This window comes from Leptotrichia sp. oral taxon 847, assembly GCF_001553645.1.
In the GTDB taxonomy this organism is placed as follows: Bacteria; Fusobacteriota; Fusobacteriia; order Fusobacteriales; family Leptotrichiaceae; genus Leptotrichia.
Genome location: NZ_CP014231.1, coordinates 1,468,777 through 1,481,717 on the forward strand (window position 1 = coordinate 1,468,777; position 12,941 = coordinate 1,481,717).

Sequence of the window (12,941 nt, forward strand, 5' to 3'; positions counted from 1 at the left end):
AAGTTATAATTTTTTAGATTTTTTCAAATAATTAATATAAAAAAGGAGATTTATGAAAAAAATATTTGTTTTATTTTTACTAACAACAAGTCTTGGATTTTCAGCAAATTACAAGGTTGAAGTTAAGCCAAATGTGAAAATTCAACAGTCAGAAATTGAAAAGAACAATTTGGAAATTGAAAAAGTTTTTTTGGAAAATACAAAACGAGATACTTCTGAAAGCATAAAAGAGGTTGACAATCAGATTGCGGAACAAAAAGATGAATTAAGAGCCAGATTTTTTGGTGAAATTTTGAAAGAATATATGAGAAATATGGAATATCGTATTAAGGATATAAAATATAATTCTATTTCAAGTGCAAATTTAAAATTTGTTTTAAAAGCACCTAAATTAGATTTTAATTCTTTTTTGGGAGCTGAAGACCAAGAAAAAATCAATAAAGCATTTGAGAAAAAAACTGGAAAATCAATAGAATATTTGTCAAATGTTTCAAGAGAAGATTTTCAGAAAAAATGGATGCCAACCTTGATACAGATAATATCAAAAACAGTTTCAGATAAAATTAAGGATATAAAAGAATTTGATGAAAAAGAAGGGACTGTTGAAGCAACAAAAATTAATGGGAAATGGAATATTATAATGAATAATTTAAAATAGAACATTTACTGATACTTTTTTATATAGAAATTGTAAATTTTTTGTAGCAAAGGAAGGATTGAAATGGCAAAAATAATAGACACACATACACACATTTACGACGAGCAATTTGCAGAAGATTTTGATGAAGTTGCGGAACGGATTGAGGAGCAATTGGAAAGTGCTGTTGTTATTGGGTGTGATTTGGAAACTTCGCTTACGAGTGTGGCTCTTGCGAATAAATATCCGTTTATTTATGCAGTGATTGGAGTTCATCCTGTGGATATAAAAAAATATAATGATGAAGTGGAAAAAGAATTGGAGCAACTGGCTTTAAATGAGGAAAAGGTTGTTGCAATTGGGGAAATTGGACTGGATTATCATTGGATGGAAGATCCGAAAGATGTACAAATTGCTATATTTAAAAAGCAGATGGAACTTGCTGAAAGAGTGAAAAAGCCTGTTGTGATTCATACGAGGGAAGCGTTGCAGGATACGATTAATGTTTTGAGGGAATATCCGAATGTTGATGGGATTTTGCATTGTTATCCGGGATCGCTTGAGGCGGCAAAACCTCTTTTGGATAGATATTACATCGGAGTTGGTGGGACTTTGACATTCAAGAATAATAAAAAGACGAAAGAGCTTGTGAGAGAACTTCCTTTGGAAAAAATAGTTTTGGAAACAGATTGTCCGTACTTGACCCCAGTTCCTTTTAGAGGAAAAAGAAATGAGCCAATTTATACGAAATATGTGGCGGAGGAAATTGCTAGAATTAAGGAAATTTCTGTGGAAGAAGTTATAAAAGTGACTACGGAGAATGCTAAAAAGATTTATGGAATAAAATAGGGATAATGAGGAAAACTGAATATGAAAAAATTTTTTATTTATATTTTTAATAAGTTCTAGTATATTAAAATTAGAAATATTTTGATTAATCAAATAAAAAACTAATATTAATATGTTAATATTGAACGTTAGCAATGAACTTATCTAGTAATTTTTTTTTGGAAAGTAAAAATTTTTAAAAGGTATAAAATAAGTTTATTAAAGTAAAAATGGAAAAGGGGAAAACAAAAAAATGAAAATGAATAAGAAAATATTGTTTTCAATGTTATTTTTTGGAGTATCTTCAATGGCTTTTTCAGAAGACTATTTTGATTATAAAGCGCTTTTGGTGGGAGATATAAATGGAAATATAATTAAAGAAGATAACAGTAGCGCAGTTAGACCACTTGCGTCTGTAACAAAAATTATGACTGTAATTTTGACAATGGATAAAATAAAAAGTGGACAAATTTCTTATGACACCAAAGTTACAGTTTCGGCAAAAGCAGCAAAAGTTCCTTATGGAGTAACTTTAGTTGCTGGAAAACAATATACAGTAAGAGATTTATTGAAAGCAACAATTATAAAATCATCAAATAATGCGGCTTATGCGTTAGGAGAATTTGTGGGAGGAAGCATTCCAAATTTTGTAAGTATGATGAATCAAAAGGCGCAGCAATTTGGTCTGTATTCACTAAGATATTGTTCTCCAAACGGATTGCCACCAAGTTATACAGGCTCTTGCATGGATCAGGGAAACGCAAGAGATTTATATAAATTGGCGCAGATTGTAGTAAAAGATTACAGCGATTACTTAAATTTTTCAAGAAATAAAGTGGATTATATCGACAATGGAAATACAAAAGTTTCTTCAACTAATACTCTTTTGGGAAATGTTATAGGGGTGGACGGATTAAAGACAGGTTATCACGATGCAGCGGGATCGAATATCGTTCTTACCGCAATTCGTGACGGAAATAGAATGATAACTGTAATCTTAGGTTCTGCTCACGCCAAAGATAGAAATGCAATTGGAGCTCGAGAAATAAACGAATATTATGCAAATGGATACGGTCGAAACAATAATTATGCGCAAAATACAAATAACAATAATAATACGTCATCAAATAAAGGAAACAAAATTTCTCAATTTTTTAATTCATTAGTTGGAAGAAATAGTGATGGAACTAGAAAAATAAAAGTAGTTAATAAAAATGATATAGTTGCGATAGTAAAAATTGGAAATGACAAATTTAATTTGTATCCGACAAAAGATGTGGAAATTGAAGCAAAAGAAAAGCCGCGTTTAAAATACAGTGTTACTTTAAATCCAGGAATTTCAAGACAAAGTAGAGGACAAGTAGTCGGAACATACACTGCAACAGACGGTATTCAAACTTTTACTGGTGAATTAATAATGAAATAATATTATGAGCTGTATTTACAGCTCAATTTTCTATTTTACAAAAAATAAAATGAGGAGAAAAATAGATGTCAATTGGAGTATTTGATTCTGGAATCGGCGGACTTACCGTTTTAAAAGAAATTAGAAAAGTTTTGCCAAATGAGAAAATATTTTATTTTGGAGATACGGCGAGAGTTCCGTATGGAGAAAAGACAAAAGAGCTGATAACTAGATATTCAAAACAAATTGTGGAATTTTTGCTGGAAAAAAAAGTGAGTGCGATTGTAGTCGCTTGTAACACAGCTACCGCTTTGGCGCTGGAAGAATTAAAAAAAACATTTAAAATACCAATAATAGGAGTTATAAAAGCTGGAGCGAGAACGGCAATAAGTACGACAAAATCAGGTAATATTGGTGTCATTGGGACAAAGGCGACTGTTAATTCAAAAAGATATGAAGAAGAAATAAAAAAATTAAATGAAAATGTAAAAGTCGTTGCAAAAGCTTGTCCACTGTTTGTTCCTGCGGTGGAAGAAGGAATTTTGGACGGAAAACTTGTCGATCAGATTATAAAAACATATTTAGATGACTTTGAGAAAGAAATTGACACACTTATTTTAGGGTGTACGCATTATCCGCTATTAAAAAGTGCAATTGGGAAAATTTATACCGACTTAAATATTGTTGATCCTGCGAGAGAAACTGCACTTGATTTAAAAGAAATTTTGGAAGAGAAAAATTTATTAAAAAATGATGCAACAAAAAATAAAGAAGTTAAATATTATGTGACCGATGGAAAAGATAAATTTAAGGAAATTGGAATTATGTTTTTGGACGAAAATATTGAAAAAGTTGAGTTGGTAAAACTTTAAAATAAAGGGGAAAATATGTTTGAATACATTTTTGGAAAATTAGCTATAAAAAAAGTAGATTATGTAGCAATTGACATAAACGGACTGGCTTATAAAATTTACATTTCACTCAAAACTTTTGAAAAATTAAATGAAATTGGAAAAGATGAAAAATTGTACATTTTCACAAATGTAAAAGAGGACAGCATTTCTTTTTATGGATTTAAGACACAAAATGAAAGGGAATTATTTAAAGAATTAATCACAATAAGCGGTGTTGGTCCAAAACTTGCAATAGCGATATTGTCAACTTTTGAGGTGCAAGAAGTGATAGAAATTGTGTCAGTTGATGAAATAAAAATATTTACAAAAGTGCCAGGACTTGGATTAAAAAAGGCGCAGAAAATTATTTTGGACTTAAAGGATAAAGTAAAAAAATTAAACATTACAGAAAATTTTGATAAGAAAAATGAAAATACTAAAAATTCCTTAAATTTTGAACTTTTGCCTATGAAAGAAGATTTAAAACTCGCGCTTGCGTCACTGGGCTATCAAAATGAGGATGTTTCAAAATGGATAACGGACGAAGAACTTTTTAAAATTGGCGATATAAGTGAAGCAATAAAGATTGTGCTGCAAAAAATTCAAATAAAAAAAAGAAAATGATAAAACAAAAAAATAACAAAAAATAGATAATAAAAAAATAAATATAGAAAAAAATAGAAATGAGAAAATAAAATGAAAAATATTTTTGAGCAGCTTATCATTTTGACGAAATTTATGACAAGAATTCCAATTCCCATCAAAGTCGACTACGATCCAAAAAAACTTGGAAAATCAATAAAATTTTTTCCGCTTGTAGGATTGGCAATTGGACTTATTTTATATTATTCGAGTATAATTTTGGTAAAATTTTCAAAAAATAATTTGATAAATGCTTTGATTGTTATAGTTATAGAACTAATGGTAGTTGGAATAATTCATATTGACGGACTTTGCGACACATTTGATGGACTTTTTAGTTACAGGGAAAAAGAAAAGATGCTTGAAATAATGAAAGATTCGAGAATTGGGACAAATGGAGCGATAATTTTAGTTTTATATTTTATTGCAAAAATTTTATTTATTTCAGAAATTTTTTCGATAAATTTAAAATATTTGATAATTTATCCAGTCTTAGCAAGACTTGCCACTCCAATAAATGCCGCTTTTTCAGATTATGCCAGAAAAAATGGGATGAGCAATTTTATAATTTTGCAAAATGCCACTTTTGAAGGAATTTTTTCGATAATTTTAGCGGCAGCTTTATCTTTTTTAATACTTAGTTTTAAAGGATTTGAGATATTTTTAGGAGCTTTTTTATTTATAATTTTTTTTATGCAGTTTGTAAAGAAAAAAATTGGCGGTGTGACAGGTGACACGATGGGTGCGGCGCTTGAATTGACGACAATTTTTGTATTATTTTTAGCGATGTTTTTGAAGTGAGAAAAGGGGAAAAACTATGACAGAGTTATTATTTATTAGACATGGGGAAACAGACCACAATAAAAATAGATTATTTTATGGGCATCTTGACCCAGATATTAATCAAACTGGGATTGAGCAGTTAAATAAGACAAAATTGAAGTTGAAAAAATTTGAAGAAAAAATAGATGTTGTTTTTTGTAGCGATTTGAGACGATGTCGACAAAGTCTTGAAATACTTGAAATTTCAAATAAAGTTAAAAGAAATTTTACAAAAGAATTGAGAGAAATTAATTTTGGAATTCTGGAAGGGAAGACCTATGAAGAAATTGAAGCTGAAAATCCTTATTACATCGAGCAAATAGAAAATAATTGGAAATATTTTAAAGTTGAAGGTAGCGAAAGTGTTTTTGAATTGCAAAATAGAATTGTTAAAAAAACCGAAGAAATCATAAAAAATTATCAAAATAAAAAAATTTTAGTAGTTGTTCACGGCGGCGTAATTCAGTCGCTAATCAGCTATTATCTTACAAAAAACTTGGATTTTTACTGGAATTTTCAAGTTGACAATGGAAGTATTACAAAAATGACTGTGACAAAAGATAATTTTGTTTATTTTAATTATATAAATAGATAAAATATTTTTGATAAAAACATAAATTATTGACTTTTAAAAGTGCTTATGTTAGTATATATGTATTAGTTTTGTTAAAGAAAATATTATTTAAAAATTTTAGATTAGGTAAAAAATAGGAGGAAATAATGGGAAGACACGGTACAATAGCTGGTCGTAAAGAAGCGCAAGATAAAAAAAGAGCTGCATCATTTACAAAACTTGTAAGACTTATAACAGTTGCAGCAAGAGGTGGGGAAAACCCAGAATTTAATGTGGCACTAAAACACGCAATCGAAAAAGCAAAAGCGATTAATATGCCTAATGATAACATCAACAGAGCGATTAAAAAAGGCGCGGGAACAGATGGTTCAACAGCATTTGAAACATTAAATTATGAAGGATACGGACCTGCAGGAGTTGCGATTATTGTGGAAACATTAACTGACAACAAAAATAGAACTGCTTCATCTGTAAAACACGCTTTTGATAGAAATGGGGGAAAACTTGGAGTTTCTGGTTCCGTTTCGTATATGTTTGGAAGAAAAGGTGAAATTATAATTGAAAAAACTGACGATATTGACGAAGAAGCGTTGATGGAAGTTGCATTAAACGCTGGAATGGAAGATATGGAAACATTGGATGACAGTTTTTATATAACAACTGACCCAAGTTCTTTTGATGAAGTAGCAGATGCGCTTAGAGAAGCGGGATACACATTGTTAGAAGCTGATATTCAGTATTTGCCGTCAATCGAAGTGGAAACTCTTAGCGATGATGATTTACAAAAATTAAGAAAATTAATTGAAGTGTTAGAAAATGATGATGATGTACAAAAAGTTCATCACAACTACGCAGGAGAATTATAATCTAAAAATCAGTAAAATATGGCGGATAGATTTTTTCCGCTTTTTTTATTTTTTTATCATAGATTGGAATATTAAAGATAATATTTTTTAAATTTTTAGAAAGAAATAAAAAAAATTAACTTATAAAATTGAATAAAATAAATTGATGTAATCTAAACTTTTTAGATATTTTGTTTTACAAAAATTAGAAAGTTTAGAACAAGAATTGTCAAAGTGTAATCTAATTCAAATTTGCTAAAATCCTTTTCAAATAAAAGAATAAAAGACTTTATAAATACGGAAAGAAGGAATAAAAATGAAAAACAAGAAAAAATATTTAATATTAGTTTCAATGTTATTATTTGTTTTAAGCTGTTCCGAAAAATCGAACAAGATAATTGGTACAACAGAAAATAGCGAAAAAAATTCAGAACAAGAAAAATCCATTTCTTTGAAAGAGTTACCTAAATATACTAAAAATGCGTTGCAGACACAAGATGCTTTTGTAAGCATTCACAACAGCGCAAAAGATTCGATTGTAAATATAAGAACTAAAAAAACTGTGAAGGTAAATACATACAATCCACTAGAAGCACTATTATTTGGAAATTCAGGTGGTGAAGAAACAAGGGAATCTGGAGCATTGGGGTCAGGGTTCGTAGTTTCTAAAGATGGTTATATTGTAACGAATAACCACGTCATCGATGGTGCGGATGAAATTTATGTAAAATTTTCTGATGGAAGAGAATACAAGACAAAACTTGTAGGGACTTCGCCAGAAGTGGATATAGCAGTTTTAAAAATTAATTCAAATGAAACATTTAAACCTTTGGCGTTTGCTAATTCAGATGAAGTTCAAGTCGGTCAGTGGGCGATTGCTTTTGGAAACCCTATGGGACTTAATGACTCGATGACTGCTGGAATTGTAAGTGCAGCGGGAAGAAGTTCGCTTGGAATTGAACAAATTGAAAACTTCATTCAAACTGATGCTGCAATCAATCAAGGGAATAGTGGAGGACCATTAATTGATATAAATGGAAGAGTTATAGGAGTTAATACGGCTATTTATTCTCAAAGCGGTGGAAGTGTGGGACTTGGATTTGCAATTCCTGCAAATTTAGTTGTGAGAGTAAAAGATTCTATTATTTCTACAGGAAAATTTGAGAAACCATATATTGGTGTTTATTTGGATAGCTTAGATGCGGAAAAAATAAAAACGTTAAATTTGAAGTCGTCAAATGGAATATATATTGCGGGAGTGGTTGCAAATGGTCCAGCAGCAAAAGCGGGACTTGCTAAAAATGATGTAGTTACAGCAGTTGATGGAAAAGAAATAAATTCAGCAGGAGCTTTCGTCGGAGAAATAGCAGCTAAAAAAGTTGGTCAGAAAACTAATTTAACCGTGATAAGAAACGGTAAGACAATAAATGTGGCGGTTACAACAGCAAAAACACCAAATGCATTGCAGCAGCAGCAAATTTTGCAACAAAGACAGCAACAGCAGCAGCAACAATATGAACAACAGTTTGGAAGATAAGAAGATAAAAAGTTAAAAAAATTCATTTGGCAATTTGTTTGTTAAATGGATTTTTTTATATACAAAAGATAATTTTTGTAGTAAAATAATAACAAAAAAATGAAAATGGAGGTAGTGAGTTTATGAAAATAAAAGATATTTTAGAAAAAAAAGAATGTACTGTTTCATTTGAAATTTTTCCACCAAACAAAAATTTTTCGGAAGAGAAGTTAAAAGATGTAACGGCGGAATTAGTACAATACAAGCCTGATTTTATTAAATAATGCAAGAACACTCGCGACTTTTAGTCGTGAAATGAATTGCGCAAAAATTTTAGTAAGCATATAGGGAAACTTGTATGTAGATACAGAGAGAAGCTGTACAACAAAGAAACTGAACTGCTGGGAACTCTTAAAGCTAGTATAACTACAACATAGTACCTTCGTTAAAATATGGTACAAGTGTGATAGTGGAGAAATCAGAAAAAATATACTAGATGGTATAAGGTTAAAACCTAAGTATTATGATAATAGACAATCAGCAGCTAAGCCTAAAAAGGAAAGTTCAACGACTATCCCTCGTGAGGGGAGTACAATACAAGCGATTGGTATTGGAAGTGGTTTCGCCTAAGTCCTTGAAATAGGATATGGATAAGATATAGTCTGTGCTTGTTAGAGATAACAAGAAGTTCAAGATATTCTTTTCTCCTTAACTTGTTAAGGAGTGAAAATATTAGGAGAACTGCATAAGTAGTAGCGAACTTATGTGAACGACACTTCCCACTGTTGTGGGGTTTTAAAAACTTTAAAAATATTTAAAAACAAAGAAAAAATATTACTTTTTGATAGTTAAAATGTAGAATATATAGTATAATATCTCTGATGAAAAGGAGGTGATTATATATGTATTTAACATTAAAACAACAAGTAAAACATCTTAGTAAAAAAGAGTTTAGAAATTTAAAATATTTGTGTCATATAGCCAAGAACTTAACTAATGAAGCTATATATAATATTAGACAATACTATTTTAATAAGAAAAAGTATTTAAGTTATAATGAAAACTATAAAATACTTAAAAATAGTGAGAATTACAAGAAATTAAATTCTAATATGGCTCAACAAATTCTAAAAGAAGTAGACGGAAGTTTTAAATCATTTTTTGGACTTTTAAAACTTGTTAAGAATGGTCAATATGATAATAAAAAAATAAAATTACCTAAATATCTTGCTAAAGATGGTTTTACAACTCTTGTTATAGATTTTGTAAGATTAAAAGATGGTATGCTGATAGTTCCTTATTCAAATTCGTTTAAGAAAACTCATCAGAAAGTTAAAATTAAGCTACCACCAGTATTAAAAAGCAAGAAAATAAAAGAGATTAGAATAATACCTAAACAACATTCTAGGTACTTTGAAATTCAATATACTTATGAAGTAGAAGAAATTCAAAGGGAATTAAATAAAGAAAATGGACTAGGAATAGATTTAGGAATAGATAATCTATGTACTTGTGTTACAAATGCTGGAGCATCATTCCTAATAGATGGTAGGAAATTAAAATCAATTAATCAATACTATAACAAGATAAATGCAAAATTACAAAGCATAAAAGATAAGCAAAAGACCTCCCGAACAACATTAAGACAAAAGAGAATAGCTAGAAGGAGAAATAATCGTATAGAAGATTATCTTTCAAAAGCATCAAGAATAATAATAAATTATTGTCTTAATAATGATATAGGAAAACTAGTTCTAGGGTACAATGAAGATTTTCAAAGAAATTCAAATATAGGAAGTATAAATAATCAAAATTTTGTGAATATACCATATGGAAAAATAAGAGATAAATTACAATATCTATGTAAACTATATGGAATAGAATTCAAGCTACAAGAAGAAAGTTATACATCAAAAGCAAGTTTTTTTGATGGAGATGAAATCCCAATATACGATAAAGAAAATCAAAAAGAATATATATTCAGTGGAAAAAGAATAAAAAGAGGACTATATCAAACAAGCGCAGGAAAACTCATAAATGCAGATTGTAATGGAGCATTAAACATATTAAGGAAAAGTAAAGTTGTGGATTTAAGTATCCTATACAATAGAGGTGAGCTGAACACGCCTAAAAGAATAAGGGTAGTGTAAATCAAAGCTATCAGACTTCTTAGAAAATTTTTAAATAATTTTAAAGATTTTAGAACCCCGCAACGCAAGAAGTGGGAGGTTCAGAAGCGTAACTTACGGTGCGGGAGGAAAGACAAAATCTGGGACAATAGAAATGGCATCGCATATAAAAAATAATTTAAAAACGGAAGTTATGACTCATTTGACTTGTGTTGGGAGTAAAAAAAGTGAAATAAATAATTTTTTGAGAGAAGTGAAAGAAAATAATATAAATAATATTTTGGCGCTTCGTGGAGATGTTCCTGTTGGTGAAACTGAAGAAATATATGACAGAGGCGACTACAAGTACGCATCAGAATTAATTTCTGATTTAAGACAAAATGAAAAGTTTAGCAGCCTTTCAATAGGAGCGGCATTTTATCCAGAAACTCACTATCAAAATAACGATTTAGTGGATTTGTTTCATCTAAAAAATAAAGTTGATTCTGGAGTGGATTTTTTAGTTTCACAGATGTTTTTTGACAACGACCTTTTTTTAAAATTTAGGGAAAATGCTGAAAAGCTTGATATAAATGTACCTTTAATCGCTGGAATAATGCCAGTTACAAATGCAAAACAGATAAAAAGAATAATAGAGCTGTCAAAATGTTCAGTGCCAAAAAAATTGGAAAAGTTAATTGAGAAATATGGAGATAATCCAGATTCAATGAAAAAAGCTGGAATAATGTATGCAAGTGAGCAAATTATTGAACTTTTTGCTTATGGAATAAAAGGTGTCCACATTTATACGATGAATAAGGTGGGAAATGCGAAAGAAATTATAAAAAATATTGATTTTTTGAGATAAAAATTTAAATTTAAGTTACTTGACTTTTATATTTATTAGGTGTAAAATTTTAATATATATTTGTATATAAAAATATTTTTTTATATAGTTCAGGAGGTAAGAAATATGTCTTTAAAAAAAGTACTTACAATCGCAGGTTCTGATACAAGCGGTGGAGCAGGAATTCAAGCGGACCTTAAAACTTTTCAAGAAAGAGGAGTTTATGGAATGAGTGCAATTACAGTAATTGTTGCAATGGATCCAAAAAATTGGGCGCACAAAGTTTTTCCAGTTGAACTTTCTGTAATAAAAGAACAAGTTGACACAGTTATAAAAGGAATCGGAATAGATGCTCTAAAAACGGGAATGCTTCCCACAGTAGAAATTATTGAATATGTGGGTTCCATTTTAAAAGATATCAAAAAACCAATTGTCATTGATCCAGTAATGGTTTGTAAAGTAAATAGTGAAGGAGAAGGAAATGCAGAAAATCTTTTTCCTGAAAATGTTGAAGCTATGAAAAAATATCTGTTACCCTATGCGACTGTCGTAACGCCAAATTTATTTGAGGCAGCGCAACTTGCTGGAGTAACAGCGATAAAAACAATTGATGAAGCAAAAAAAGCCGCTAAAAAAATACATGAATTAGGAGCGAAATACGTGGTTATCAAAGGAAGAACTTTTTTTGCCGGAGAAAATTCGGTGGATTTGTTGTATGATGGAAAAGATTTTGAATTTTTTGAAAGTAAAAAAATTGACACAAAATGGAACCACGGTGCCGGATGTACTTTCTCAGCTTCAATTACCGCAGAAATTGCAAAAGGCGAAACTGTTTCAAAAGCAGTGAAAACAACGAAAGAATTAATTTCCTCTGCACTTAAAGATTCATTTCCGTTAAATAATTTTGCAGGTCCAATAAATCATAAAAAATTTGCAGTAAAATAAATTAAATAAAGGGAGAATTTCTCCCTTTTCTAAAAAAATTATAAAAAAAACTACTTTAGAAAAAATCTAAAATAGATTATTAAAAAAGTCTATGGTGCCGCTTGTCGGACTCGAACCAACCACCTACTGATTACAAGTCAGTTGCTCTACCAGATGAGCTAAAGCGGCATAACACAATCATTATATAGAATTTTTTGAATTTTGTCAAGAGTAAGGTAAAAGTTTTTATTTGAAGTTAAAATAAATTTTATAAACGAAGGGGGATTTTTTGATGAAAAAAGTTGATGAAAAAAAAGAAATTAGAAAAATTTTATTAAAAAAAAGAAATTTGATGGATAAAAAAACTGTTGAAAAAAATACGGATTTAATTATTGAAAATTTGAAAAAATATGTTGGAAATGCTAGAAATATTATGATTTTCATGGACATGGGAAATGAAGTGAATATCACAAAATTGCTTGAACTTTATCCAACAAAAACTTTTTTTATTCCAAAAATTTTTCCTAAAAGAGAGATGAAAATTAATAAATATAATAAAAATGAGCTTGTTTTGCATAAATTTGGATATTATGAGTCGTCGTCTAAAGAGTATTATGATGAAAAAATATTAGATTTAATCATTGTCCCAGGAATCGGATTTGATTACCAAAGAAATCGAATTGGCTTTGGAGGTGGATTTTACGATAATTTTTTGACTAAAGTCAGAAAAATGAAAAAGGAAATTGTGTGTGTTGCAGTTTGTTATGATTTCCAAATTGTAGAAAAAGTTCCAACAGAGGAGCATGATGTGAGAGTTGACGCGGTTGTCAGTGAAAAAAGAGTGATTGTATAAAATAAAAAAATCTTTGAAATAATGGAACTGGAGAATGTTTAAAAAAT

At 29.7% G+C, this 12,941-nt stretch carries 14 protein-coding genes and 1 tRNA gene; 14 read left to right on the forward strand and 1 reads right to left on the reverse strand.

What is annotated here, in order from left to right; translation table 11 throughout:
* Positions 1–52 precede the first annotated feature (52 nt).
* The 13 genes from AXF11_RS06805 (at position 53) to thiD (ending at position 12,062) form a co-directional block, all read left to right on the forward strand.
* Positions 53–658: a hypothetical protein gene (locus AXF11_RS06805; RefSeq protein WP_068156264.1), complete on the forward strand. Its 606-nt coding sequence runs from the start codon at positions 53–55 to the stop codon at positions 656–658.
* A 63-nt stretch (positions 659–721) separates the two neighbouring features.
* Positions 722–1,486 (forward strand): TatD family hydrolase, encoded by a 765-nt coding sequence (locus AXF11_RS06810; protein ID WP_068156267.1) that lies wholly within the window; start codon positions 722–724, stop codon positions 1,484–1,486.
* A 232-nt stretch (positions 1,487–1,718) separates the two neighbouring features.
* Positions 1,719–2,891 carry a D-alanyl-D-alanine carboxypeptidase family protein gene (locus AXF11_RS06815; RefSeq protein WP_068156269.1) on the forward strand — a complete coding sequence of 391 codons (1,173 nt, stop codon included), beginning with the start codon at positions 1,719–1,721 and terminating at the stop codon, positions 2,889–2,891.
* 65 nt (positions 2,892–2,956) lie between these two features.
* A complete protein-coding gene (murI, locus tag AXF11_RS06820; RefSeq protein WP_068156271.1) occupies positions 2,957–3,742 on the forward strand; it encodes a glutamate racemase in 786 nt (261 codons plus the stop codon).
* Positions 3,743–3,757: 15 nt separating this feature from the next.
* Entirely contained in the window at positions 3,758–4,387 is a 630-nt protein-coding gene (gene ruvA, locus AXF11_RS06825; protein ID WP_068156272.1) for a Holliday junction branch migration protein RuvA, read from the forward strand.
* Between the two features lie 72 nt (positions 4,388–4,459).
* Complete coding sequence (gene cobS / locus AXF11_RS06830) at positions 4,460–5,206, forward strand: adenosylcobinamide-GDP ribazoletransferase (RefSeq protein ID WP_068156274.1); 747 nt, start codon at positions 4,460–4,462, stop codon at positions 5,204–5,206.
* A 16-nt stretch (positions 5,207–5,222) separates the two neighbouring features.
* Positions 5,223–5,822, forward strand: a complete 600-nt coding sequence (locus AXF11_RS06835) for a histidine phosphatase family protein (protein ID WP_068156277.1) — start codon at positions 5,223–5,225, stop codon at positions 5,820–5,822.
* A gap of 125 nt (positions 5,823–5,947) precedes the next feature.
* Complete coding sequence (locus tag AXF11_RS06840; protein ID WP_068156280.1) at positions 5,948–6,667, forward strand: YebC/PmpR family DNA-binding transcriptional regulator; 720 nt, start codon at positions 5,948–5,950, stop codon at positions 6,665–6,667.
* Between the two features lie 295 nt (positions 6,668–6,962).
* Positions 6,963–8,183 carry a S1C family serine protease gene (locus AXF11_RS06845; protein ID WP_068156282.1) on the forward strand — a complete coding sequence of 407 codons (1,221 nt, stop codon included), beginning with the start codon at positions 6,963–6,965 and terminating at the stop codon, positions 8,181–8,183.
* A 122-nt stretch (positions 8,184–8,305) separates the two neighbouring features.
* On the forward strand, positions 8,306–8,446 hold the full coding sequence (locus AXF11_RS10595; RefSeq protein WP_231724664.1) for a methylenetetrahydrofolate reductase: 141 nt from the start codon (positions 8,306–8,308) through the stop codon (positions 8,444–8,446).
* A gap of 618 nt (positions 8,447–9,064) precedes the next feature.
* Positions 9,065–10,312 (forward strand): RNA-guided endonuclease InsQ/TnpB family protein, encoded by a 1,248-nt coding sequence (locus AXF11_RS06850; protein ID WP_068156285.1) that lies wholly within the window; start codon positions 9,065–9,067, stop codon positions 10,310–10,312.
* A 46-nt stretch (positions 10,313–10,358) separates the two neighbouring features.
* A complete protein-coding gene (locus tag AXF11_RS06855) occupies positions 10,359–11,138 on the forward strand; it encodes a methylenetetrahydrofolate reductase (protein WP_257720984.1) in 780 nt (259 codons plus the stop codon).
* 105 nt (positions 11,139–11,243) lie between these two features.
* Positions 11,244–12,062 (forward strand): bifunctional hydroxymethylpyrimidine kinase/phosphomethylpyrimidine kinase, encoded by an 819-nt coding sequence (gene thiD, locus AXF11_RS06860; RefSeq protein WP_068156289.1) that lies wholly within the window; start codon positions 11,244–11,246, stop codon positions 12,060–12,062.
* Positions 12,063–12,154: 92 nt separating this feature from the next.
* Here the strand turns inward: thiD and AXF11_RS06865 are convergent.
* Positions 12,155–12,230, reverse strand: a tRNA-Thr gene (locus AXF11_RS06865).
* Positions 12,231–12,333: 103 nt separating this feature from the next.
* Here AXF11_RS06865 and AXF11_RS06870 point away from each other — a divergent pair.
* A complete protein-coding gene (locus AXF11_RS06870) occupies positions 12,334–12,894 on the forward strand; it encodes a 5-formyltetrahydrofolate cyclo-ligase (RefSeq protein WP_068156292.1) in 561 nt (186 codons plus the stop codon).
* Positions 12,895–12,941 lie beyond the last annotated feature (47 nt).